Here is a 21,149-nt window from a genome sequence, read left to right on the forward strand (position 1 = left end):
CCACTGATCCTCCGCTCCCCGCGCCGACGCCTCCCGGCCGCGCTGTGCCCATCTCACCGCAGCGCGCGTCTTGACGCTATACCAAACACGACCCTAAGTTCAGGGACTCCAACGTCATTCGGTCTTCTGAACGGCCGAAGCCTAGGTAGGGGCCCATGCGCACACCATTCGCACGTTTCACCCCGAAAACGAGACTTGCCGCGGGAGCGGTGGCGGCCGTCCTGTCGATGAGCCCGCTCGCCGCGTGCGGCGGCGGCTCCTCCGGTGGCGGCGACGCCAAGTCGCTGACCATGTGGACCTTCAAGCAGTCCCACGTGGCGGCGCTGAAGAACGCGGCGGCGGAGTTCAAGAAGCAGACCGGTGTCACGGTGAACGTCCAGGCGTACGGCCCGGACGACGCCTACACCACCAAGGTGCAGGCCGCCGCCAAGACGCACGACCTGCCCGACGTCCTCGAAGTGCACTCCGACGGCGAGGACTTCGCACTCGGCGCCACCGGCATCGTCAAGGACGTCGCCGAGGACGTCGGCAGCGACTGGAGCGGCCTCTACCAGAAGGGCGTCCAGGCCTCCGGCACGGTGACCCCCGCGCACTACAAGGAGTCCGTCCCCGCCGACTCCAAGACGCACGGCGTCAAGGAGGGCCAGCGCTTCAGCGTGCCGCTGACCTCGGGCACCTTCGGCATCGTCATGGGCAACAAGAAGATGCTGGCCGCTGCGGGGGTCACCAAGCCCCCCGCCAGCTACGAGGAGTGGCTCGCCGACCTCAGGGCGACCACGGACAAGGACCCGACGAACGGCGGCGTCTCGCTCGGCCTGAAGGTCAAGGCCACCGGCCTGACCTGGGCGCTCCAGCCGCTGGCCTTCGGCGAGCTGGGCAAGGACAAGTACCAGGCGCTGTGGGGCCAGGACTCCGCCGCCGACTTCGCCTCGCCCGACGGCCAGAAGGTGCTCGCCGACTACGCGAAGATGCAGCCGTACTGGATGCCCGGCACCCAGAGCCTGGACATCGACGCGGCCGACCAGGCCTTCGCGCAGGGCAAGTCGGCGTGGGACATCGGCGGCACCTTCACGCTGGCCTTCCTCCAGCAGAACGGCATGAACCCCGACGACGTGATGGCCTTCGGCTTCCCCGGCCCGCAGGCCGGCGCCGTGCCGAAGCCCGCGCTCGCCCCGCTCGCCCTCACCGGCCTCTCGGTCACCTCCACCAGCGCGCACCCTGACAACGCGCTCAAGTGGATGAAGTTCCTGGCCCAGGCCGACGTCGCCTCGAAGTTCGCCAAGGACGCCACCGAGGTACCCTCCACCGAGCTCGGCGCGGACGCGGCCTCGGTGATGGGCGCGACGCTCGCCGACATGACGAAGGCCTTCGAGGGCACCCCCGAGAACACCTACGACCCGAACGTCGCCGACTTCCGGCCGCCGGGCTACGACCAGGACTCGATGGCGGAGATCCTCGCCGACCTCACCCCGCTGAAGCAGAAGGGCGTGGAGGCCACCGGCAAGGCCCTGGCCAAGCTGAACAACAACTTCTGGGCGACGGCGAACAAGTGAGCACCGCACCCCGTCCCGCACTGACGGAGACGGCCGCCGCCGGCCGGGGCACCCCCCGGCCGGCGGACGCGGCCGGCCCCGGGAGCGGCCGCCGCATGCGCCGCCGCACCTACGAGGCCGTCTCCGGTTACCTGTTCGTCGCCCCCGCCGTGATCCTCTTCGCGGTCATGGGCCTGTACACCGTGGGCTACGGCTTCATGCTGAGCTTCGCCCGGTGGAACGGCTTCGCGCCGCACTGGGACTGGGTGGGCCTGCAGAACTACAAGGACCTGCTCTGGCAGAACCCCGCCTACGCCCCCCGGCTGCACCACGCGGCGAAGCACACGCTCTACGTGATGATCTTCGTCCCGCTGCTGACCGTGCTGGTGTCCTTCCCGCTCGCGGTGCTGCTCAACTCCGCCAAGCGGATGCAGGGCCTGCTGCGCTCGGTCTACTTCGTGCCGTACGTGACCAGCGGTGTCGCGGTGTTCTTCGCCTGGCAGTACATCCTCCAGCCGGACGGCGCCGTCAACACCGTGCTGAGCAGCCTGGGCATGGGCTCGCTCAGCGAGCCGCAGGGCTGGCTCGGCAACCCGGACACCGCGCTGCCCACGATGGTCGTGGTCACGGTCTGGGGCGCGGTGCCCGTCGCGATGCTGCTCTACCTGACGGGCCTGCAGGGCATCGACCGCAGCGTGCTGGAGGCCGCGCAGCTCGACGGCGCCGGGTGGTGGCGCACCAACGTCTCGGTGGTGTGGCCGCTCGTGCGGCCGATCACCTCGATCGTGGTGCTGCTCAACCTGCGCGACTCGCTGCAGGGCTTCCAGACCTTCCTGGTGATGACCAACGGCGGTCCCGGCGACCACACCAACGTGCTGGGCCTGGAGGCCTACCGGCTGGCCTTCCTCAAGGACCTCGCGCCGACCCTGGGCCTGGCCAGCGCGCTGGGCTGGCTGCTGTTCGCGGCCGCGCTGGTCATCGCGCTGATCAACCTGCGAGTCATGCGGAGCAAAACATGACAACGATTTCCCTCGGCTCCGGACCGGGCCGCACAGGGGGCAAGGACGGCGCCACCGCGGCCCGCGCCCGCAGGATCAGCGCCCGCGTGCTGGTCGGCGTGCTCCTCACGCTCTACGGCGTAATCAGCATCTACCCCTTCCTGTGGATGGTGTCGGCGGCCTTCAAGGACCAGATCGAGGTGGTCCGCGGCGGCCATCTGATCCCGCACCACCCGACGCTGGACACCCTCACCAGCACGTGGAACCAGCTGCACTTCTTCCACTACTTCATGAACAGCCTGGAAGTCACCCTGCTGACCGTGGTGCTGACGCTGGTGGTCTACGCGGCCGCCGGCTACGCCTTCGCGGTGCTGGACTTCCCCGGCCGCGGCGCGCTGCAGAAGCTCTTCGTCGCGCTGCTGTTCGTGCCCGGCGTGACGGTGATGCTGCCGATCGTGCTGCTGGAGGACAAGATGGGCATCCTCGGCACCCACATGGGACTGGTGCTGCCCTTCGTCAACGGCGGCGCGCCGCTGTCGGTGCTGCTGATGACCGGCGCCTTCGCCTCGGTGCCCAAGGAGCTGCGCGAGTCGGCGCGGGTGGACGGAGCCAACGAGTTCCACATCTTCACCCACATCTACCTGCCGCTCACCCGGCCGGCGCTCATCACGGTGGCGCTGATCACGGCGATCCCCACCTGGAACGAGTACCTGCTGACCCGGGTGTCGCTCAACGACCCGAGCACCTACACACTGCCGCTGGGCCTGCAGACCCTCGCCTCGGAGAACGTGCCGCACTACAACAACCTGATGGCCGGCGCGCTCATCGTCGTGGTGCCGGTGGTCCTGCTCTTCCTGGCCCTCCAGCGCTACTTCGTCAACGGCCTGGTCGGGGCGGTGAAGGGCTGATGCGGATCCTGGTGACCGGCGCCGCCGGGCACATCGGCGGCCACGTCACCGAAGAGCTGCTCGCGGCCGGCCACGAGCTGGTGCTGACCGACCTGCTGCCGCTCGACGAGCCGCGCGCGGCGGCCGTGCACACCGGCGACCTCCAGGACGCCGAGCTGGTCGGCAAGGCCGTGGCGGGCGTGGACGCGGTGGTCCACCTGGGGGCGGTCCCGCACCCCAACGTGCCCGACCACAGCGCGATGTTCGCCGCCAACTGCCTGTCCGCGCACCGGGTGTTCGACGAGGCTGGCCGCTCCGGGGTCCGCCGCGTGGTGGCCGCCTCCAGCATGGCGGCGGCCGGCCTCGCATGGTCCCCGGTCCCGGTCTCGCCCTCGTACGTACCGCTGGACGAAGGGCACCCGAGCCTGGTGCGCGACCCGTACGGGCTGTCCAAGGTGGTACTGGAGGAGGTCGCGCGGACCGCGCACCGGCGCTGGGGGCTGGACGCGGTGTGCATGCGCTTCCCCTTCACCGGCACCGGCGACCGGCTCGCGGACTTCCTGGCCACCTGCGCCGCCGACCCCGCGGCGCAGCGGCACGACCTGTGGGGCTGGCTGCACACGCACGACGCGGCGCGGGCGATCCGGCTCGCGGTCGAGGGCGACGTGACCGGCTGCCACGTCGTCAACGTCACCGCAGCCGACACCACGTCCGACGTGCCCTCGGCGGAGCTGATGGCCGCCCACCACCCCGGCGTTCCCGTACCGCCCTCGGTCACCGGGCACGCGAGCCTGTTCGACACGACCGCATGCACCGATCTGCTGGGGTTCGTCCCCCGGCTCACCTGGCGTACCACCGAAGGAGAGAGCTGATGTCGCACGCATCCCCCTCCCGCCGTACGTTCCTGGCGGGCGGCGCCGCCGCCGGGGCCGCCGCCCTGGTCGGACTGTCCGCGCCCGGCGCCGCCGCCGCGGCGCCGCGCGTCTCGCCGCACACCCACATCTTCTACTACCCGTGGTACGGCAACCCGGAGTTCTCCGGCCAGTGGCGGCACTGGCCGCAGGGCTCGCTGACCCCGCCGGACGACATCAGCTCGAACTACTACCCGGTCCTCGGCCCGTACGACTCGGGCGACCGGTACGGCGCGGTCGCGCAGCACATGCGCTGGCTGCGCCAGGCCGGCACCGGGGTGCTGGTGAGCAGCTGGTGGGGGCAGGGCAGTTACGAGGACCAGCAGGCCGCCGTCGTCCTGGACGCGGCCGCCGAGCAGGGCCTGGAGGTCGCCTGGCACATCGAGCCGTACGGCGGCCGGGACGCCGCCTCGGTCGTCGCCGACATCCGCTACATCAGCGAGAGGTACGGCGACCACCCGGCCTTCCACCGCGACCCGGAGCGCGGCGGCCGCACCGCGTACTACATCTTCAACAGCCTGCTCACGGTGGACTGGTCGGCGCTGCACGAGGTCGACGACCGGGCGATCGTCATGGCGCAGACCTGGGACCTCACCCGGATCGGCGACTTCGGCGGCGTCTACACCTACGACGCCATCGCCACCGCGAACAGGCCCGACTGGACCGAGGTCGCCGCCTTCTGCGCCGACCGCGGCATGGTGTGGGCACCCTCGCTCGGCCCCGGCTACCTCGACGACCGCGCGGTGCCCGGCAACACCACCCCGACCCTGGACCGCGCGGACGGCGCCACCTACGACCGGGAGTGGGAGTACGCCCTGGCCGCCGGCAACGGCGACGCACCGCCGGACTGGGTGAGCATCACCTCCTTCAACGAGTGGCACGAGGGCACCATGATCGAGCCGGCCACCGCCGCAGCACCGGGCAGCCTCGACTACCTGGACTACGACGGCGCATACGGCCGCAGCGGCGTGCGGGCGCAGACCGCGTACCTCGACCGCACCGCCCACTGGGCCGCCCGCTTCGAGCGGGCCCTGGCCAAGGCCGCGCGCCACGCCCGCCGCTGACCGCACCCTCCCCCGGCCCTCGGCAGACCCCCAGCAGAAAGAGCACACCAGTGCATGACGACCGGCACATCGTCGAAGAGCGGATCACCAAATTCCTCGCGCAGGTGGTCAGACCCGCCCTCTACCGCGACCCGGTGGACCTCGACCTGACCGTCTGGCACGTCCCGGGCGAACCCGTCCCGGTGGCGGACGCCCTGGCCGCCGCGTACGAGCCGGCGGCGATCGGCCAGACCTGGGGCGGACCCTGGTCGACCAGCTGGCTCAAGGCCGCCGGCCGCATCCCGCAGGAGTGGGCGGGGCAGCGCGTCGAGGCCGTTTTCGACCTGGGCTTCGATCCCGCCAAGGGCCCGGGCGGGCAGGCGGAGGGCTTCGCCCACGACGCCGCCGGCTCGCCCCTGCAGGGCCTGCACCCGCACCACCGCAGTGTGCTGCTCGCCGAGCCCGCGGCCGGCGGCGAGCCGGTGGAGCTGCTGGTGGAGCTGGCCGCGAACCCGATGATCGAGGGCGCGAAGTCGGTCGGCACATGGTTCGGCTCCAAGGAGACCGCAGGCACCGAGCACCTCTACGAGCTGCGCGAAGCGCACATCGCGGTGCGCGAGAACGCGGTCTGGCACCTGCTGCACGACATGGAGGTGCTCGACGAGCTGATGCGCGAGCTGCCCGCGGGCGGCTCGCGGCGGCACGAGATCCTGCGCGCGCTGGCGCACGCGATCGACGCCGTCGACGTCAAGGACGTCGCGGGCACCGCGCAGGCCGCCCGCGACCGGCTCGCGGACGTCCTGTCCCGCCCGGCGTACGCGTCCGCGCACACCGTCACCGCGGTCGGCCACGCGCACATCGACTCGGCGTGGCTGTGGCCGATCCGGGAGACGGTGCGCAAGTGCGCCCGCACCTTCACCAACATGACGACGCTCGCCGAGGAGTACCCGGAGCTGGTCTTCGCGTGCTCGTCCGCGCAGCAGTACGCATGGATCAAGGAGCGTCGCCCGGAGATCTTCGAACGCATCAAGAAGGCCGTCACCGACGGCAACTGGGCGCCGGTCGGCGGCATGTGGGTGGAGGCGGACGGCAACCTGCCCGGCGGCGAGGCGCTGGCCCGGCAGCTGGTCCTCGGCCGCCGCTTCTTCGCCGAGGAGTTCGGCCTCGCGCAGGAGGGCGTGTGGCTGCCGGACTCCTTCGGCTACACCGCCGCCTACCCGCAGCTGGCGACGCTCGCCGGGGCCAAGTGGTTCCTCACCCAGAAGCTGTCGTGGAACGAGACCAACCGGCTGCCGCACCACACCTTCGCGTGGGAGGGCATCGACGGCACCCGCATCTTCACCCACTTCCCGCCCGTCGACACCTACAACGCGAGCCTGACCGGCGCCGAACTGGCGCACGCCGAGAACAACTTCGCCGACAAGGGCGCCGCGACCCGCTCGCTGGCCCCCTTCGGCTTCGGCGACGGCGGTGGCGGCCCGACCCGGGAGATGCTGGAGAAGGCCCGCCGGCTGCGCGACCTGGAGGGCTCCACCCGCGTCGAGGTCGGCCACCCGGAGGACTTCTTCGCCGCCGCCCGCGCGGAGTACGCGAAGCTGCCGGTCTGGCGCGGCGAGCTCTACCTGGAGAACCACCGCGGCACGTACACCAGCCAGGCCCGCACCAAGCAGGGCAACCGGCGCGCCGAGGCGCTGCTGCGCGAGGCCGAGCTGTGGTCGGTGGCGGCCGCGGTACGCGCCGGGGCGCCCTACCCGTACGAGAAGCTGGAGTCGATCTGGCAGCGGGTGCTGCTGCACCAGTTCCACGACATCCTGCCCGGCTCGTCGATCGCCTGGGTGCACCAGGAGGCCGAGAAGGTGCACGGCGAGCTGCAGGCGGAGCTGGCCGAGGTCATCGGCACCGCGCTGGACGGCGGCGAGGGCACCGCCTTCTTCAACGCCGGCCCCTACCCGCGCCGCGAGGTCGCGGTGCTGCCCGAGGGCGTGCACGCCGGCGGCGGGCAGCAGCTCTCCGACGGGCGGCAGGCCGTGCTGGTCGAGGCGCCCGCGCTGGGCAGCGGGCACGCCGTCGACCCGGCCGGGACACCGCCGGTCACCGCGGTCGCCGAGGACGGCACGATCACCCTCGACAACGGGGTGCTGCGGGTCGGCATCGACGCCCAGGGCCTGGTGCGCTCGGTGTACGACCTGCGGGCGCGCCGCGAGGCCGTCGCGCCGGGCGCCGCGGGCAATCTGCTCCAACTGCACCCGGACGACCCGAACCTGTGGAGCGCCTGGAACATCGACGGCTACTACCGCGACACCGTCCGGGACCTCACCGACGCGGTGTCCGTCGAGATCGCCGAGCCCGGCCCGCTGCTGGCGTCGGTACGCGTGGAGCGCGCGTTCGGCGACTCGCACCTGGTGCAGCACCTGGAGCTGACCGCGGGCAGCGACCGGCTGACCGTCAGGACCGACATCGACTGGCAGGAGCGCGACACCCTGCTCAAGGCCGCCTGGCCGGTCAACGTGCACGCCGAGACCGAGAGCGCGGAGATCCAGTTCGGCCACGTCCGCCGCCCCACGCACGAGAACACCAGCTGGGACGCCGCCCGCTTCGAGCTGTGGGCGCACCGCTGGGTGCACATCGGCGAGCACAACTGGGGCGCCGCGGTCGTCAACGACTCCACCTACGGCCACGACGTGTCCCGCACCACCCGCGAGGACGGCGGCACCACGACCACCCTGCGGCTGTCGCTGCTGCGCTCCCCGCACAGCCCCGACCCGCAGGCCGACCGCGGCCGGCACAGCTTCGGCTACGCGCTCGTCGTCGGCGCCGGGATCGGTGACGCCATCGCCGCGGGCTACGCCTTCAACCTGCCGCTGCGCCCGGCCGGCGCGGCACCGGCGGGCGGGCCCGCGCTCGTCACCGTCGACAACCCGGACATCACCGTGGAGACGGTCAAGCTCGCCGACGACCGCAGCGGCGACGTCGTGGTGCGGCTGTACGAGTCGCGCGGCGGCACCGCCCGCGGCGTGCTGCACACCGGCTTCGCCCTGGCCGGGGCCGAGGTCACCGACCTGCTGGAGAACCCGGTGGAGCCGGTGGCGGCCGACGGCGACGGCGGGCTGCCGCTGGAGCTGCGGCCCTTCCAGATCCTGACGCTCCGGCTGCGCCGGGCCTGACCCCGCGCCACCCCGAACCGCCGCGCCGCCCCCGCCGACGGGAGCGGCGCGGTCCGGGCCCGCCCCGGGCCGGTCCGCCGGTCCGGCGGCTCCGGCTGCCCCGGAACCGGGCCCGTCCCGCACCACCCGCCGTATGCGCACCACGAGCACCGCACGCACACGCACCATCCGCACGACCCCTGACCGTACGTCCCGTCGTGATCCTCCGGAGGTTGTCCCCGTGCCACCCAGACGTTCCCCGCTCCGGGCGCTGCTGCGCGCCCCCGCTCTGCTGCTGCTCACCGTGGCCGCGCTGCTGCTGCCGGCCTCGCTGCCGGCGTGGGCCGCCGCGCCCACCCTCTACCCGCTGGGGGTCGGCGCCGACCTCGGCCCCGCGCCCTTCACCCTCGGCCTGACCGCGACCGCCGGGGACGACGCCGGGAGCCTGCGGACCGGTACGCAGGACGGTACGCCGTACTGGCGCACCGACGTCGCGGCCGGCGCCGGGTACCTGGCGTTCGACCTCGACCAGGACTACACCGACACCGTGACGGCCGGCCGGCTGACCGTCGCCGTCACCTACCAGGACACCGGCAGCGGCGCGCTCCAGCTGACCCGCGGCGGCTCCGGGGACGCGCTGGGCAGCGTCGCGCTGACCGGCTCCGGCGGCTTCACCACCGCGGCCTTCACCGTGCCGGCCGACTTCTCCACCGGCCGCGAGCTGCGGATATCCGGCACCGACGGCGGCGCTCCGGCCGACGTCACGGTGGCCCGGGTGCGGATCGCCGCGGGCCTGTCGGTGGACCTCGGCCCCACGGTCGAGACGCACGGCGTCGACCCGCGCGCGGGTGACAACGACTCCCACCTGGTCACCGGCACCGTCGACGGCCGCGGCTACTGGCAGACCGACCAGAGCCACCCGGGCGCCGAGACCGGCTTCTTCTACATGAACGCCGACGACACCGTGGTGTACGACACCGCCGACCCGGTCGCCGTCAGCATCGACTACTACGACCAGGGCAGCGGTGCGATCCAGCTGCAGTACGACTCCCCGGGCGACACCATCCCGCAGATGTTCAAGCAGTCGCCGCTGTTCACCTACGGCGACTCGGGGACGTGGAAGACCCACACCTTCGTGCTGGACGACGCGATCCTCACCAACCGCTCCAACGGCTCCGACTTCCGCATCACCACCGGCGGCAGCGCGGCCGAACTCAAGGTCGCCCGGGTCACGGTGACGGCGCTGCCGAGGACGCTCGACCCGACGGCGGGCCTGAAGCAGCTCGTCGCCCAGGCCGACCTGGCCTACCTCGCCGCCCGCGAGGGCACCCGCGACGGGCAGTACCCGGCGGGTGCCAAGGAGGCCCTGGAGCAGGCCGCCGACCAGGCCCGTACGGTCGCGGACGGCACCGGCGTGACGGACGAGCAGGCCCGTACCGCCTTCCACGCCCTCCAGGCCGCGCTCGACGCCTTCCACGCGCTGGCCGTGAACACCGACCTGGCGCACCTGGGCACCGCCACCGCGTCCAGCTCGGCGGCCGGCTCCTCCCCCGCCGCGGCCATAGACGGCAACGGCGGCACCGCCTGGACCAGCGGCGACGCCGGCAAGGGCGAGACCTTCACGGTGGACCTGGGCAAGCCGCAGCGCTTCGACCAGGTCCTGGCCACCTGGCAGGGCACCTTCGGCTGGGACTACACCGTGCAGGCCGGCACCGACGGCACCCACTTCACCACCGTCGGCCGCAGCGGCGCCACCGGCGCGGGCTCCGCGACGAGCACCGCCTTCCCGCTCACCACCGCGCGCTACGTCCGGCTCGCGGTGACCGGCTACGCGCCCGGCGCGAGCAAGGTCGCGCTGGCCGACCTCGAAGTGCACCGGCGGAGCGCGGCCACCCCGCACCCCGTGCTCGTCCGCACCCGCTACCCCACCGCCGACCCGGTGGTCGCCGACTTCGACGTCCACGGCTACGGCGCCGACCCGACCGGCCGCAAGGACGCCACCTCGGCCGTGCAGCAGGCGCTGTACGACTGCCAGGACGCGGGCGGCGGCACGGTCTGGATGGGCGCGGGCACCTACCGGATCACCGGCACCGTGGAGATCCCGGCCTTCTGCTCGCTGCGCGGCGACCGGCGCGACCCGGACACCGGCTCGGGCTCCTACGGCACCGTGATCAGCGCCGACCTGCCGTCCGGCGCGGACGGCCCGGTGCTCTTCCGGATCGGCGGCAGCGCCTCCGTGCAGGGCCTGACCACGTACTACCCGCACCAGAGCGCCACCCACCCGGTCCCGTACGGCAACACGTTCGAGATCCCGGGCTCGGCCTGGCAGAGCGACGCCAACTTCATGATGGGCACCGTCGCGCACGTCACGATGCTCAACTCCTACCAGGGCATCGGCATCTCCACGAAGGCCGACGACCGCGGGCGCCCGGCGGTGCAGGGCCAGGTGCACGAGTCGGCGACCGTCGACGACGTCAAGGGCACCGTGCTGTCAGCCGGCGCCACCGCCTACAACGGCTCGGACGTCGGCACCTGGAGCGACGTCACCTTCTCGAACTCCTACTGGGCGAAGGCCCCGGCGGCCTACCAGCCGCCGGAGCGGGCCGACCTGGACCGCTGGACCCGGGCCAACGCCACCGGGCTGGTGCTCGGCGACCTCGAATGGGACCAGTTCTCCGGCATCTCGCTGTCCGACCTCCACATCGGCATCCGGACGGTCAAGGGCCAGCGCGCCACCTTCACCGGCTCGTTCCTGCGCACCTCGGTGGTCCGCACGGACGTCGCCCTCCAGGTGGACGACCTCGACAGCCGCTGGGGCATGTCCTTCGCCGGCGGCACCCTCCAGGGCAGCACCGCGTCGGTCCGCAACACCACCGGCGGCTATGTGAAGCTCACCGGCACCACCCTGGACGGCCCCGCCTCCGGCACGGTCGTCCAGCTGCCCGGCGGCGTCCCCGCCGCCCCGGCCGCGACCGCCGACCCGGCGCCGAAGAGGCAGGCGCTGTACGTCGCGAGCGGCGTGCCGCACGGCGTGGGCTACCTGCCCGCCGCCGACGCGACCGGCCCGCTGCAGGAGCTGCTGGACACGGCGGGCAGGCAGGGCGGCGGCACCGTCTACCTGCCGGCCGGCTGGTACCGCGTCGGCAGCCATGTGAAGGTCCCGGCGGGCGTCGAGCTGCGCGGCGCGGCGGCCTCGCCGAACCGTGACGAGGACGGCGACAGCGGCGGCACCGTGCTCTTCGCCTTCGAGGGCCGGAACACCTCGGCCCCCGCCACCGCCACCGCGCTGGTCACGCTGGTCGGCGACGGCGCAGGGGTCCGCGGCCTGCGGGTCTTCCACCCGGAGAACAACCCGGCCACCGGCTACGTCCCCTACCCGTACGCCATCCGCGGGGCGGGGCGCGGCACCTACGTCGTCGACGTCACGATGACCAACACCTGGAACGGCATCGACCTCACCTCGGAGCGCGACGACGGCTTCACGGTGCACAAGGTCGGCGGCGTCTTCCTCAACCGGGGCATCACGGTCGGCGCCAACGACCACGGCACGGTCGACGGTGTCCTCAGCAACGGGAACGCCGTCAACCGGACCGGTTTCTACCAGCCGAACTGGGGCCTGGGGAGCAACCTCTTCCCGCAGACCATCGACGGCGTCACCCGCAAGAACACCGACCTGGTGCACGTCGCGGGCGCCCGCGACCTGACGGTCCTGGACGTCTTCGGCTACGGCATGCACGACGGCCTGGCGGTCGAGTCCGGACAGGTCCGCGCCTTCAACCTGGGCACGGACAACCTGGGCGACGGCGGATACACCGTCAAGGCCGGCCCGTCCGCGGACGTCCGGGCGGTCAACGTCATGCGCTACAACGGCACGACGTACACCGGTCCGGCGAAGCTGTTCAACATCATGGCGATCAACATGGTGCAGCAGTCGGTGACCGCGAGCGCCTCGCCGGCGGCAGGCGGCACGGTCGCGGTGACCGGCAACGCCACCGAGCCGGGCCGTTACGAGAAGGGCGACACCGTGACGGTCACCGCCGTCCCGGCCGCCGGTTACCGGCTGCTCGGCTGGACGCTGGACGGGGCCGGCGTGCCGGCCGACGGCGACTCGCTGAGCGTCCCGGTCACGGCCGACCGCACGGTGCGGGCCGAGTTCGGCCCGGCCGCGGGCTGACCCGGCCGGAGAACGCGCGGGCCCGGGGCCGTCCCCCGGGCCCGCGCCCGTTCACGCGGGCGGTCAGCCGCCCGGCACCGGCAGCACGTCGGGCGACAGCGCCGCGGCGCCCGCGGAGGCAGCTGTCATCCGGCGCCGGTGGTGGCGGCGGCACAGCACCTCGTAGCCGGTCTCGTCCTGCTGGGAGACGTCCCCGACCACCACCTGGGCGCCCTCCACGACCATCTGCCCGCCGACCGTACGGGCGTTGTGCGTGGCCCGGGACCCGCACCAGCACAGCGCCTCGACCTGCAGCGCCTCGATGCGGTCGGCGAGTTCGATGAGCCGCTGGGAGCCGGGGAAGAGCCGGGTGCGGAAGTCGGTGGCGATACCGAAGGCGTAGACGTCCACGTCCAGCTCGTCGACCGCGCGGGCGAGCTGGTCGATCTGTTCCGGCGCCAGGAACTGCGCCTCGTCCACGACCACGAAGTCCGCCCGGCCGCCGCGGCTTATCAGGGCGACCAGATGCGCGTAGAGGTCCATGCCGGCCACCGCCTCGACCGCGTCGGTGACCAGCCCGAGCCGCGACGACAGCTTGCCCTCGCCCGCCCGGTCGTCCTTGGTGAAGATCACCGCCTGCAGGCCGCGCGAGGCGCGGTTGTGGACGATCTGCAGGGCGAGGGTGCTCTTGCCGCAGTCCATCGTTCCGGAGAAGAAGACCAGCTCGGACATGGCGGGACGGCGGCCTTTCGGTGAGGGGACAGGGCGGGGCGGGGGGCCGGGCGGAGGGCTCAGGTGCGGACTTCGAGCAGCGGCACGTGCTGCTCGGCGGGGACCATCGAGCCGTGCAGACCGATCATCTTCGACTCCCCCGGCTCGCTGCGGGTCGCGACGATCGCGATGTCGTCGCGCGCGACCGCGACCACGTCGCCGATCCTGGGCAGCACCCGCGGCTCCACGTGCGGCCCGAACCAGCCCTCGGTCACGGCCCCGGCGCGGTCGGCGACCCACATCCGGTCGCCGAGCACCTCGCGCCACACCGCGAGCACGTCGGCCGCGGCGCCCGGCACCGCGTAGACGTGCCGCGCGCGCCCCTCGCCGCCCAGCAGCCCCACTCCGGCGCGCAGCTCCCAGTCCTCGTCGAAGTCGATGCGCGACTCCTCGTCGAAGGGGATGTCGGTCATGCCGTGGTCGGCGGTGACGTAGAGCACCGAGCGCGGCGGCAGCTGCTCGGCGAGCCGCTGCACCAGCCGGTCGACCATCATCAGCTGCCCGCGCCAGGCGTCGGAGTCCACGCCGTGCCGGTGGCCCATGCCGTCCAGCTCGCTGTAGTACGTGTAGACCAGGGTGCGGCCGGCGGCGGCGAGCCGGTCGGCGGCCAGGTCCATCCGCTCCTCGCCGGTCAGCCGGCCGTGGAAGGTGCCGCCGGACAGCGCGACCTGCGTGAGCGGGGTCTTCACGAAGTCCGGCGAGGACACCTGGCAGGTGGCGATGCCCGCGGCGTCGGCGAGCCGGAAGACGGAAGGGTGCGGCTGCCACGCCGCCGGGGGGGTCCAGGGCTGCCAGCGCAGCTGGTTCATCAGCTCGCCGGTCGCCGGGTTGAGCGTCACGTAGCTGGCCAGGCCGTGCCGGCCGGGCGGCAGTCCGGTGCCGACGGAGGCCAGCGAGGTCGCGGTGGTGGCGGGGAAGCCCGCAGTCAGCGGGCGGCCGGTGCCGCCCAGCGAGGACGGCAGCAGCGCGTTCAGGTACGGCGCCTCGTCCGGATGCCGGGCGATCAGCTCCCAGCCGAGCCCGTCGACGAGGAAGACGCACACCCGGTCGGCGGGCGCAAGCTCCAGTCCGGTGCGCGGCATCCCGTCGATGCCGAATCCCGCGACCGCGGCCGGCACGACGTCGCACAGCGCGGCGCTGCCGTAGGCGGGTACGGGGGCGGTGCGGGGGTCGAGCAGCCCGTCGTCGTGCAGGGGCTGGACCATCAGGCGGCAGCCGCGGTCGCCTCGGACAGCGCCTGCGCGAAGGCGAGCGCCTGCTTCACGGTGTCGGGCCCGTCGCCCGCCTCGCTGACCCGCAGGGACAGGTCGTCGGCGGTGGAGGAGCCGGTGTAGCCGTGGTCCGCCTCGCAGTTGGGATCCCCGCACGCGGCCGGCTCCAGGTCGATCCGGGAGACGGCGCCCCAGCCGATCGTCAGCACGACCTCGCGCGGCAGCGTGCCCGGGGTGTACGCCTCGGGGTTGGCCACCACGCGGCTGACCACGACGGAGGAGATCCGGCCGATCTTCACCGACTCCGTCGACGTCGTGGCGTAGGGCGTCGGCGAGGAGTCGTCGGCGGCCTGCTCGTCGGTATGGCTCACGATGAAGCGGCTCGCGGTGAGCACCAGCACGGTCACATGCCGGCGCACCTCGTTCGCGTCGAACGTGGTCTCCTGGTGCACCAGATACGACGCGACGGGCTCCTGCCCGACCGCGGCCTCCACGGCCTCCGACACGAGCCCGGGGTAGTACCCGCTGCGCTCGATCGCCGTCCGCAGTCCCTGCGTCGTGATCCCCGACTTCGCCATACGCCCATCCTAGGGGTGTCCCGCAGGTCCCGGCGGCGCCGCGTCCCCGGGGCGCGCCTCTTCCCCCGCCTCTTCCTCCGGCCCCCGGCGCGCGCCGGAGGCCGGAGGTCAGAAGAGCGACAGGGCCCGCGGGCCGAGGTCGGTACGGGCGGGCGGCGGCGCCAGCCGTACGGTCGCGGCCAGCACGGTCAGCCCGCGCGGGGCGACGACCACCGGGTCCAGCCGCACCGCGACGACCTCCGGCAGGTCGTCGGCCAGCAGTGACACCCGCAGCAGCAGCTCCTCCAGCGCGCCGGTGTCGACCGGCTCGGCGCCGCGCCAGCCGAAGAGCAGCGGCGCGGCCTTGATGGAGCGGACCAGGTCCGCGGCGTCCCGGTCGGTCGCGGGGACGAGCCGGTGCGCGAGGTCGCCGAGCAGCTCGGAGGGCGGTCCTGCCAGCCCGAAGGAGAGCACGGCCCCGGCGGCCGGGTCCACCCCGGCGCGGATCACGGTGTCCACCCCGCGCGGCGCCATCGCCTGGACGACCGGCAGCAGTTCCGCGGGCCCGCCGAGCTGCGCGGTCAGCTCCTCGTACGCACGCCGCAGATCGCCCTCGTCGGCCAGGTCCAGGCGTACGCCGCCGAGGTCCGGGCGGTGCCGCAGGTGTGGGGCGGTGGCCTTGAGGGCGACTGGGTAGCCGATCGACTCGGCGGCGGCGACGGCCGCGTCCGGCCCGGGGGCGGGCAGCGCGCGGCGCACGGTGACGCCGTAGCGGGCGAGCAGGGCCGCGGCGTCGGCGTCGGCGAGGGTGACGCCCTGCGGCGGGGAGCCGGGCGGCAGCAGCCGGCGGACGTCCTCGGCGGCCGCGGCCTCCTGGATGTCGTCGAAGGCCGGAACCCGCCCGGGTTCGGCGGCGCCCGCGCGCCACGCGGCGTACCGGGCGGCCTCGGCGAGCGAGCCGACGGCCCGGTCCGGCGCCCGGTAGGCGGGCAGCCGCGCGCCCTCGCCGCCGGGCGCGCCGAGCCGTTCGGCGAAGGTCTCCAGGGCCAGGTGCACCACGACCACCGGCTTGTCCCCGGCGGCGGCGCGGCGCAGCGTGTCGGCCAGGACCGGGTCGTCGCCCTCGTCCGGAACCCCGTCCAGCGTCCCGGTGGCGCCCGGCGCCGGGGCATCGGCGGTGACCCGCGGGATGGCGGTGACCACGACCGCGTCCGTCGCCGGGTCGGCCAGCGCGCGGGTCAGGGCGGCGGCGAAGTCGGCGGGGGCGGCCGAGGTGGTGAGGTCCAGCGGGGCGGTGGGGCGCAGGCCCGCGGTGCGGGCGGCGTCGTAGGTGAGCAGGCCGAGGGATTCGGAATTGCCCAGGATCGCCAGCCGGTCGCCCGCGGGGAGCGGCTGGAGTGCGAGGAGGAGCCCGGCGTCGAGGAGTTCGGTGACGGTGTCGACGCGGATCACACCGGCCTGCCGGAAGAGCGCGCTGACGGTGCTGTCCGGGATGCGGGTGACGGGTACGGCGTGCCCGGCGGGCACGGAGCCGCTGTGCAGGGCGCCCTTGACGACCACCACGGGCTTGGCGGCGGCCGTCCGGCGGGCGAGCCGGCTGAACTTGCGCGGGTTGCCGAAGGACTCCAGGTACATCAGCACGGCGTCGGTGTCCGGGTCGTCCTGCCAGAACTGGAGCAGGTCGTTGCCGGAGACGTCCGCGCGGTTGCCGGCCGAGACGAAGGTGGAGGGGCCGGCGCCGCGCCGGTGCAGCCCGGACAGCAGCGCGATGCCGATGGACCCGGACTGCGTGAAGAGCCCCAGCCGCCCCTGGTGCGGCATCCCCGGCGAGAGCGAGGCGTTGAGCCGGACGGAAGGCGCGGTGTTGAGGACCCCGAAGGCGTTCGGCCCGATGAGCCGCATGCCGTGGCCGCGGGCCAGCCGCACCAGCTCGCGCTGCCGCTCGCGGCCCTCGGGCCCGGTCTCGGAGTAGCCGGCCGCGACCACGACCAGGCCGCGTACGCCCGCCTCCCCGCAGTCGGCGACGGCCTGCGGCACCTGCCCGGCGGGCACGGCGACCACCGCGAGGTCGACGCTCTCGCCGCGTGCGGCGATCTCCCGCACGGAGCGGAAGCCGGGCACCCCGTCGAGGTCGGTGTCCGTGGTGAAGGAGTGGTTGACGGCGTAGAGGCGGCCGGTGAATCCGCCGGCGGCGATGTTGCGCAGCAGTGTGCGCCCCACGCCGCCCGGCCGCCGCCCGGCGCCGATCACCGCGACCGACTCCGGGCGCAGCAGCCGCTGCATCGAGCGGGCCTCGGCGCGGTGCTCGCGCGAGCGCATGACCTGCACGGACTCGGCGGTGGGCTCCAGGTCGAGGTCGAGGTGGACGACGCCGTCGGCGAAGCTGCGCCGCTGGGTGTAGCCGGCGTCGGTGAAGACCTTGACCATCTTGCTGTTGGCGGGCAGGACGTCCGCGGTGAAGTGCAGGATGCCGCGCTCGCGGGCGACGGCGGCGATGTGTTCGAGCAGTGCGGAGGCGACCCCGCGGCCCTGGTGGGCGTCCTGGACCAGGAAGGCGACCTCGGCGCTGGTCCCGGCGGCGCCGGACGCGGCCCGGCCCTGCTCGTCGGTGCGGTCGTAGCGGACGGTGGCGATGAACTCGCCGCCGACGGTGGCGGCCAGGCCCACGCGGTCGTCGTAGTCGTGGTGCGTGAAGCGGTGCACGTCGCGGTCGGACAGCCGGGGGTAGGGCGCGAAGAAGCGGTAGTACTTGGACTCGTCGGAGACCTTCTCGTAGAAGTCCACGAGCCGTCCCGCGTCGTCCGGGCCGATCGGCCGGATGTGGGCGATGCCGCCGTCCCGCAGCACCACGTCGGCCTCCCAGTGGACGGGGTAGGGCCGGGGGGCGGCTTCCTGCGGGTCTTGCGGGCCTTGCGCGCCCTGCGGATCTCGCGGGCCTTGCGGGTCGGTCATGGCCTCCAGCGTAGGCGGCGCGGCCATCTGGCGGGCGGCAGGCGCACGCGGGACCCTGGGCTCACCGGCCGGGTGCCCGGGCTGCACTCGCGTCGTGCAAAAATGGTCTAGACAACTTGCACGACCTGACACACACACCGAAGGGCAACACCATGGTTGAGCGCCGCGTCAACGTCGGCTGGGCGGAGGGCCTGCACGCCCGCCCGGCGTCCATCTTCGTCCGCGCGGCGACCGCCGCCGGGGTGCCGGTCACCATCGCCAGGGAGGGCGGCGGCCCGGTCAACGCCGCCTCGATGCTCGCGGTGCTGAGCCTGGGCGCGAAGGGCGGCGAGGAGATCGTGCTGGCCTCCGACGCCGAGGGCGCCGAGGCCGCGCTGGACCGGCTGGCGAAGCTGGTCGCCGAGGGGCTGGAAGAGCTTCCCGAGACCGTCTGACGCATCTCACGCCTCCGGCACCGCGCGGCGTGCGCGTACGGCGCGGGCGCCACGGTGCGGGGCCGAAGGCGTGGCGCATGCCCGCGCGGCGTGCCTGTACGGCGCGGGCGTTCGCACCGGCCGGTTTCCCGCGGCGCCCACGGCTTCACGCCGTGCGCCGTGAATTGCGCGCAGGTCGGAACCAGCGGGTCCCGCAATCCGCCAGGATTGCCGGGGCCCGCTTTTTCGCGCCCACTTCACGCTTTTCCCCGGCCGCCCACGGCGATAGCCGGCCGATAATCACGCACTCTTGTATACGGTGTGATTGTTAATTGCGGCGGCGCCCCGCGTTTACACGGTGTTTCAGGGTTCTCACCGCCGCGGCGTGCTCCAGGTGGACGGCGGCGAGCCGGCGGGCCCGCTCGGCGTCACCGCGCGCGACCGCGTCCACGATCGCCGCGTGCTCCTCCCACGCCTCGGCGGCGCGCCCCGACCCGTCGTCGGCGTAGACCCAGGAGATCTTGTGCCGCAGCTGGATCAGCAGCGCGGCCAGCGTCGGGCTGCCGGAGGCCTGCGCGAGGGTCTCGTGGAACCATCCGCTCAGCGACGGCAGGTCGGACACCTGCCCCTGCACCGCCCGCTCCTGGCCCAGCCGCACCAGCCCGCGCAGCACCTTCAGATGCGCGTCGGTGCGCCGCTGCGCCGCCCGCGCGGCGCCCAGCGGCTCCAGCAGCCCGCGGATCTCCAGCAGGTCGGCGGCCTCCTGCTCGGTGGGCTCGGCGACCGACGCACCGGCGTGCTTGCGGGTCCGGACGAAGCCCTCGGACTCCAGGGTGCGCAGCGCCTCGCGCACCGGCACCCGCGAGACCCCGTAGCGCTGCGCGAGCAGCTCCTCCGTCAGCCGGCTCCCCGGCGGGAAGTAGCCGGCGACGATGTCGTCGCGTATCGCCGTACACACCACCTCGGCCGAGATTCGCCGCGCGGTGCCTTCCGACCCGCTCACGTCCGATTCCGCATCGCCCGACCACGCCCTTTCCCCGAATTGTGCAGCGACTCTATTCCAGCACACCGGGAAAGGGGAATGCGGCCTCGGAATTACGGTGGTATGCGCATATGCGCGGACCCCGCCACGCGCGGGCGTGCCGGGGTCCGTCGGCGGTCGTGAGGGGGCGCGAGGGCGCGGGCGCCGGGCCCCCGCGCGCCCCGCGGGCCTCAGCTGGTGACGCGCACCGGCCCGATGCCCAGCTCGCGGACCGGCTCGGCGATCGCGGACGCGTCGCCGACCAGGACCACCACCAGGCGGTCCAGCGGGAAGGCGCTCACCACGGCGGCGGTCGCCTCGACCGTGCCGGTGGCGGCCAGCCGCTGGTACAGATGCGCCTGGAAGTCGTCCGGCAGCTGCTGCTCGACCTGGTCGAGCAGCGTGCCGGCCACGGCCGCGGCCGTCTCGTAGCGCAGCGGGGCCACGCCGACCAGGTTCTGCACCGCGACGTCCCGCTCCTCGTCGGTCAGGCCGCCCTCGGCGAGGGTGCGGACGACCTGCCAGGCGTCGGCCAGCGCGGGCCCGGTGACCTCGGTGGCCACCGAGCCGTTGATCGCCAGCAGCGCCGCGCCCGTACCGTCCGCGGACGCCAGCAGCACCTGCGCGAAGGCCCGCACGCCGTAGGTGTAGCCCTTCTCCTCGCGCAGCACCCGGTCCAGCCGCGAGGTGAGGGTGCCGCCCAGGCAGTACGTGCCGATGACCTGGGCCGGCCACACCAGGGCGTGCCGGTCGGGGCCGGTGCGGCCGATGAGGATCTGGGTCTGCACCGCGCCGGGCCGGTCCACGATGACCACGCGGGCGGCGTCGTTCGCGGTGATCACCGGACGCGGGCGCGGCTGCGCGGCCGCCCCCGTCCAGCGGCCGAGGGTGTCGTCGAGCAGCGCAGGCAGGTCGATGCCGGTCAGGTCGCCGACCACCACCGCGGTGGACGTCGCGGGCCGGACGTGCGCGGTGTAGAAGGCCCGCACCGCCGCCGCGTCGATCCGCCGGACGGTCTCCTCGGTGCCCAGTCGCGGGCGGGAGCAGCGCAGCTCCGCCGGGAAGAGCTCCTTCGACAGCTCCATGGCCGCCCGGCGCGCCGGGTTGGCCAGCTCGTGCTCGATCTCGTCCAGCCGGTTGGCGACCAGCCGCTCGACCTCGTCGTCGGCGAAGGCCGGCGAGCGCAGCGCCTGGGCCAGCAGGGCCAGCGCCCGGTCCAGCCGGGAGGCGGGCACCTCCAGCGACACCCGCACCCCGGGGTGGTCGGCGTGCGCGTCCAGGGTGGCGCCGCAGCGCTCCAGCTCGGCCGCGAACTCCTCGGCGGTGTGCTCGTCGGTGCCCTCCGACAGCGCCCTGGCCATGATGGTCGCGACGCCGTCCAGGCCCTCGGGCTCGGCGTCCAGCGGCGCCGCGAGCAGCACCTCGACCGCGACGACCTGCTGGCCGGGGCGGTGGCTGGTGAGCAGCGTCAGCCCGTTGCCGAGCGTCCCGCGCTCGGGGGCCGGGAAGGCCCACGGCTTGGGCGCACCGGCCTGCGGCTGCGGGTGGAACGTCATG

The 21,149-nt window shown here is 73.7% G+C and carries 14 protein-coding genes; 8 read left to right on the forward strand and 6 right to left on the reverse strand.

Features of this window, described 5'->3' with window-relative positions:
• Nucleotides 1-155: 155 nt before the first annotated feature.
• The 7 genes from IH54_RS0104390 (at nucleotide 156) to IH54_RS0104420 (ending at nucleotide 12,688) form a co-directional block, all read left to right on the forward strand.
• Nucleotides 156-1,553 (forward strand): ABC transporter substrate-binding protein, encoded by a 1,398-nt coding sequence (locus IH54_RS0104390; RefSeq protein ID WP_078861931.1) that lies wholly within the window; start codon nucleotides 156-158, stop codon nucleotides 1,551-1,553.
• Complete coding sequence (locus tag IH54_RS0104395; protein ID WP_234343356.1) at nucleotides 1,550-2,551, forward strand: carbohydrate ABC transporter permease; 1,002 nt, start codon at nucleotides 1,550-1,552, stop codon at nucleotides 2,549-2,551. Before IH54_RS0104390 ends, IH54_RS0104395 begins: the two co-directional genes overlap by 4 nt.
• Nucleotides 2,548-3,438 (forward strand): carbohydrate ABC transporter permease, encoded by an 891-nt coding sequence (locus IH54_RS0104400; protein ID WP_078861932.1) that lies wholly within the window; start codon nucleotides 2,548-2,550, stop codon nucleotides 3,436-3,438. The genes IH54_RS0104395 and IH54_RS0104400 overlap by 4 nt, the downstream gene beginning before the upstream one ends.
• Nucleotides 3,438-4,289: an NAD-dependent epimerase/dehydratase family protein gene (locus IH54_RS0104405; protein ID WP_031512945.1), complete on the forward strand. Its 852-nt coding sequence runs from the start codon at nucleotides 3,438-3,440 to the stop codon at nucleotides 4,287-4,289. Before IH54_RS0104400 ends, IH54_RS0104405 begins: the two co-directional genes overlap by 1 nt.
• Complete coding sequence (locus IH54_RS0104410) at nucleotides 4,289-5,392, forward strand: glycoside hydrolase family 99 protein (protein ID WP_031512946.1); 1,104 nt, start codon at nucleotides 4,289-4,291, stop codon at nucleotides 5,390-5,392. Before IH54_RS0104405 ends, IH54_RS0104410 begins: the two co-directional genes overlap by 1 nt.
• A 50-nt stretch (nucleotides 5,393-5,442) precedes the next feature.
• The gene (locus IH54_RS0104415) at nucleotides 5,443-8,535 is read left to right on the forward strand and encodes an alpha-mannosidase (RefSeq protein ID WP_031512947.1); all 3,093 of its coding nucleotides are present in this window, start codon (nucleotides 5,443-5,445) and stop codon (nucleotides 8,533-8,535) included.
• Nucleotides 8,536-8,755: 220 nt separating this feature from the next.
• Nucleotides 8,756-12,688 carry a discoidin domain-containing protein gene (locus IH54_RS0104420; RefSeq protein WP_031512948.1) on the forward strand — a complete coding sequence of 1,311 codons (3,933 nt, stop codon included), beginning with the start codon at nucleotides 8,756-8,758 and terminating at the stop codon, nucleotides 12,686-12,688.
• 63 nt (nucleotides 12,689-12,751) lie between these two features.
• Here the strand turns inward: IH54_RS0104420 and IH54_RS0104425 are convergent, their stop codons facing one another.
• The 4 genes from IH54_RS0104425 to IH54_RS0104440 form a co-directional block, all read right to left on the reverse strand.
• Nucleotides 12,752-13,399, reverse strand: a complete 648-nt coding sequence (locus IH54_RS0104425; protein WP_031512949.1) for a thymidine kinase — start codon at nucleotides 13,397-13,399, stop codon at nucleotides 12,752-12,754.
• Nucleotides 13,400-13,458: 59 nt separating this feature from the next.
• Nucleotides 13,459-14,643, reverse strand: a complete 1,185-nt coding sequence (locus IH54_RS0104430) for an alkaline phosphatase family protein (protein WP_031512950.1) — start codon at nucleotides 14,641-14,643, stop codon at nucleotides 13,459-13,461.
• Nucleotides 14,643-15,227: a DUF5998 family protein gene (locus tag IH54_RS0104435; RefSeq protein ID WP_031512951.1), complete on the reverse strand. Its 585-nt coding sequence runs from the start codon at nucleotides 15,225-15,227 to the stop codon at nucleotides 14,643-14,645. Before IH54_RS0104435 ends, IH54_RS0104430 begins: the two co-directional genes overlap by 1 nt.
• Before the next feature lie 108 nt (nucleotides 15,228-15,335).
• Nucleotides 15,336-18,158, reverse strand: coding sequence for a GNAT family N-acetyltransferase (locus IH54_RS0104440; RefSeq protein ID WP_063762197.1), 2,823 nt, complete (start codon nucleotides 18,156-18,158; stop codon nucleotides 15,336-15,338).
• Nucleotides 18,159-18,310: 152 nt separating this feature from the next.
• Between IH54_RS0104440 and IH54_RS0104450 the strand changes: the two genes are divergently transcribed.
• The gene (locus tag IH54_RS0104450; protein ID WP_031512954.1) at nucleotides 18,311-18,592 is read left to right on the forward strand and encodes an HPr family phosphocarrier protein; all 282 of its coding nucleotides are present in this window, start codon (nucleotides 18,311-18,313) and stop codon (nucleotides 18,590-18,592) included.
• A 307-nt stretch (nucleotides 18,593-18,899) separates the two neighbouring features.
• On the opposite strand, the gene IH54_RS0104455 is transcribed toward IH54_RS0104450, so the two are convergent.
• Nucleotides 18,900-19,574, reverse strand: coding sequence for a GntR family transcriptional regulator (locus tag IH54_RS0104455; RefSeq protein WP_031512955.1), 675 nt, complete (start codon nucleotides 19,572-19,574; stop codon nucleotides 18,900-18,902).
• A gap of 209 nt (nucleotides 19,575-19,783) precedes the next feature.
• On the reverse strand, nucleotides 19,784-21,148 hold the full coding sequence (locus IH54_RS0104460) for a M16 family metallopeptidase (protein ID WP_043179828.1): 1,365 nt from the start codon (nucleotides 21,146-21,148) through the stop codon (nucleotides 19,784-19,786).
• Nucleotide 21,149 lies beyond the last annotated feature (1 nt).

It is taken from the genome of Streptomyces sp. NRRL F-5123 (assembly GCF_000721495.1).
Classification (GTDB): domain Bacteria; phylum Actinomycetota; class Actinomycetes; order Streptomycetales; family Streptomycetaceae; genus Actinacidiphila.

Excerpts from the sequence above, each read along its gene's own strand:
- IH54_RS0104410 (WP_031512946.1), top strand. The coding sequence starts at position 4,289 with ATGTCGCACGCATCCCCCTCCCGCCGTACGTTCCTGGCGGGCGGCGCC.
- IH54_RS0104405 (WP_031512945.1), top strand. The coding sequence starts at position 3,438 with ATGCGGATCCTGGTGACCGGCGCCGCCGGGCACATCGGCGGCCACGTC.
- IH54_RS0104400 (WP_078861932.1), top strand. The coding sequence starts at position 2,548 with ATGACAACGATTTCCCTCGGCTCCGGACCGGGCCGCACAGGGGGCAAG.
- IH54_RS0104425 (WP_031512949.1), bottom strand. The coding sequence starts at position 13,399 with ATGTCCGAGCTGGTCTTCTTCTCCGGAACGATGGACTGCGGCAAGAGC.
- IH54_RS0104460 (WP_043179828.1), bottom strand. The coding sequence starts at position 21,148 with ATGACGTTCCACCCGCAGCCGCAGGCCGGTGCGCCCAAGCCGTGGGCC.
- IH54_RS0104435 (WP_031512951.1), bottom strand. The coding sequence starts at position 15,227 with ATGGCGAAGTCGGGGATCACGACGCAGGGACTGCGGACGGCGATCGAG.
- IH54_RS0104440 (WP_063762197.1), bottom strand. The coding sequence starts at position 18,158 with ATGACCGACCCGCAAGGCCCGCGAGATCCGCAGGGCGCGCAAGGCCCG.
- IH54_RS0104390 (WP_078861931.1), top strand. The coding sequence starts at position 156 with ATGCGCACACCATTCGCACGTTTCACCCCGAAAACGAGACTTGCCGCG.
- IH54_RS0104450 (WP_031512954.1), top strand. The coding sequence starts at position 18,311 with ATGGTTGAGCGCCGCGTCAACGTCGGCTGGGCGGAGGGCCTGCACGCC.
- IH54_RS0104430 (WP_031512950.1), bottom strand. The coding sequence starts at position 14,643 with ATGGTCCAGCCCCTGCACGACGACGGGCTGCTCGACCCCCGCACCGCC.